The organism is Skermanella sp., assembly GCF_059503625.1.
Genome location: NZ_JCACHA010000489.1, coordinates 1 through 2,201, shown reverse-complemented (window position 1 = coordinate 2,201; position 2,201 = coordinate 1). Strand labels below are relative to the sequence as shown.

Here is a 2,201-nt window from a genome sequence, read left to right as displayed (position 1 = left end):
GTGTTCCGGATGGGACTGTCATCGATACGGATGTGTGTATCGTCGGGGGAGGGGCGGCCGGCATAACCCTCGCGATGGAGCTGCTGGGGCAGGGCCATCGGACATGCCTGCTGGAAAGCGGCGGGCTGGAGTTCGATGACGATGTGCAGGCTCTGAACGACGGCGACTGTGTCAGCGAACAGAAGATCGACCTCCTCTGGAGCCGGCTGCGCTATTTCGGTGGCACCACCGGCCACTGGGGCGGCAACTGCGCACCGCTCGATCCGCAGGATTTCGAGGAGCGGTCCTGGATCCCGGACAGCGGATGGCCCTTCGGCATCGATGAAATGGAACCGTATTATCCTCGGGCATACCGGTACTGCGAATTGCCGGTTCCGAACTTTTCAGCCGATTACTGGGCTGAGCAATCCGAATCCTTCAGGAACCGCCGGCTGTCCCTGAAAGGCGATCCGATCAGCGAAAAGATCTTCCTGAAAAGCCCGCCGACGCGGTTCGGCGAGGTTTACCGCACCGCTCTGGTGACGGCCGGCAACTTGTGCCAGGTCTACCTGAACGCCAATGTGGTGGAGATCGAGGCAGACGCCGAAGCGAAGCAGGCAGTATCGCTCAGGACCGGCGGGATCGACGGAAAGACCCATCGTTTCCGCGCCCGCGTCTTCGTCCTGGCCGCCGGCCTGGAAAACGCGCGCCTGCTGCTGCTGTCGGACCGGGCGCGCCCCCAGGGGCTGGGCAACGATCACGACACCGTCGGACGCTACTTCATGGCCCATACGACGCTCCGCACCGGCCGCGCCCTGCTGTCGATCCCCGATGGTACCGCCAGCTACTATGCGACGCTGGGCTGGGAGCAGCGCTTCCAGAGCGAGGTCAACCCCTTCATCGACGCCCTCCAGCCGAGCAGGGAAGCCCAGGAGCGCGAGGGCATCCTGAACACCGTCGTCTTCTTCGAGGAGTCCTACGAAGGGGAGCGCACGCCCGGTTTCATCGCCATGCGCCGGATCGCCAAGCAGATCGTCTATGGACGCGTGCCGGACAATCTGGCCCACGACCTCGGTACGGTGATCGGAGACCTGGACCAGGTGATCAAGGCGCTTTACGCCCGCAGCTTCGGCGACAGCTCCTATAGGATCCTCCAGACCCGCTTCTTCTCCGAACAGGCCCCCAACCGCGACAGCCGGGTCATGCTGGGGACGGATCTCGACGCGCTGGGACAACGGAAGCTGACGCTGGACTGGCGCCTGGGCGACCTGGACAAGCGCACGATCCTGCGCACGCAGAAACTGCTGGCCGAGCAGTTCGGAACGCTCGGCATCGGCCGCCTGCGCATGGATTTCCAGTCCGAGGACGAGCCTTGGCCCCGGGGTGTCGATTCCTCGGCCCATTTCATGGGCTCCACCCGCATGAGCCGCGATCCCCGGCGCGGCGTGGTGGACGAGAACTGCCGTGTCCACGGCATCGAGAACCTTTATGTCGCAGGCGGTTCCGTCTTCCCGACATCCGGCGCCACCATGCTCACCGTCAACATCGTGGCGCTGGCCGTCCGCCTGGCCGACCACCTTCGCGGCAAGCTGATCTGAGTAAGGGGAAGGAAGCGTCGCTTGGAAGCGGCATGAGCCTCTGGGCACCACCATCCCGATGGTGCCCGCTGCCGGAGTCGAACCGGCACAACCAAAGGTCGAGGGATTTTAAGTCCCTTGCGTCTACCGATTCCGCCAAGCGGGCCCAGGGAAGATACTGCTAAACTAGACTGCCCGCGTCGCACTCGCAAGCGCCTTGCAGAAGGGCACCCTGGCGCACATCTGGGAGGCCATGGAAAGCTTCGATATCAATTGGCTGGGACTCGTCTCGCTGCTGCTGGTAGCGCTGCTCGTGGCGCCGGCCGCCATCCGCATGAACCGGGGCGGGCAATGGCTGCCGAAGGCCGCCGTCTGGCTTGCGGTGCTCGTCGGCCTGGTCTTCGTCTACCAGACGTTCGGCCCATTCTGATCGGTTCATTTCAACCGGGCGGTTCCGACCGGATCTTCCGAACACGTTTTCGCTCGGATATCGGGACCTCAGTCGTGGTCGATCAGGCCGTTCATGGTCATGATGCCGACCGCCATCGCGATCGCGCCGAAGGTGACCATCAGCCCGAAGAAAAGCAGGAGGATGGCGATCACGCCATCCTCGCTTTGGCCCATCAGCGTCCTGAGCCCCGCGAT

The 2,201-nt window shown here is 63.9% G+C and carries 2 protein-coding genes and 1 tRNA gene; 2 read left to right on the top strand and 1 reads right to left on the bottom strand.

Going from position 1 to position 2,201, the window contains the following annotated elements:
* Positions 1 to 1,577: GMC oxidoreductase (locus AC5JJ6_RS10680; RefSeq protein WP_496042016.1), on the top strand; the 1,577-nt coding region annotated here is incomplete at its 5' end.
* A gap of 59 nt (positions 1,578 to 1,636) precedes the next feature.
* On the opposite strand, the gene AC5JJ6_RS10675 is transcribed toward AC5JJ6_RS10680, so the two are convergent.
* Positions 1,637 to 1,722, bottom strand: a tRNA-Leu gene (locus tag AC5JJ6_RS10675).
* Positions 1,723 to 1,809: 87 nt separating this feature from the next.
* On the opposite strand from AC5JJ6_RS10675, the gene AC5JJ6_RS10670 reads away from it, so the two are divergent.
* The gene (locus AC5JJ6_RS10670; RefSeq protein ID WP_169789280.1) at positions 1,810 to 1,986 is read left to right on the top strand and encodes a hypothetical protein; all 177 of its coding nucleotides are present in this window, start codon (positions 1,810 to 1,812) and stop codon (positions 1,984 to 1,986) included.
* Positions 1,987 to 2,201: the final 215 nt, after the last annotated feature.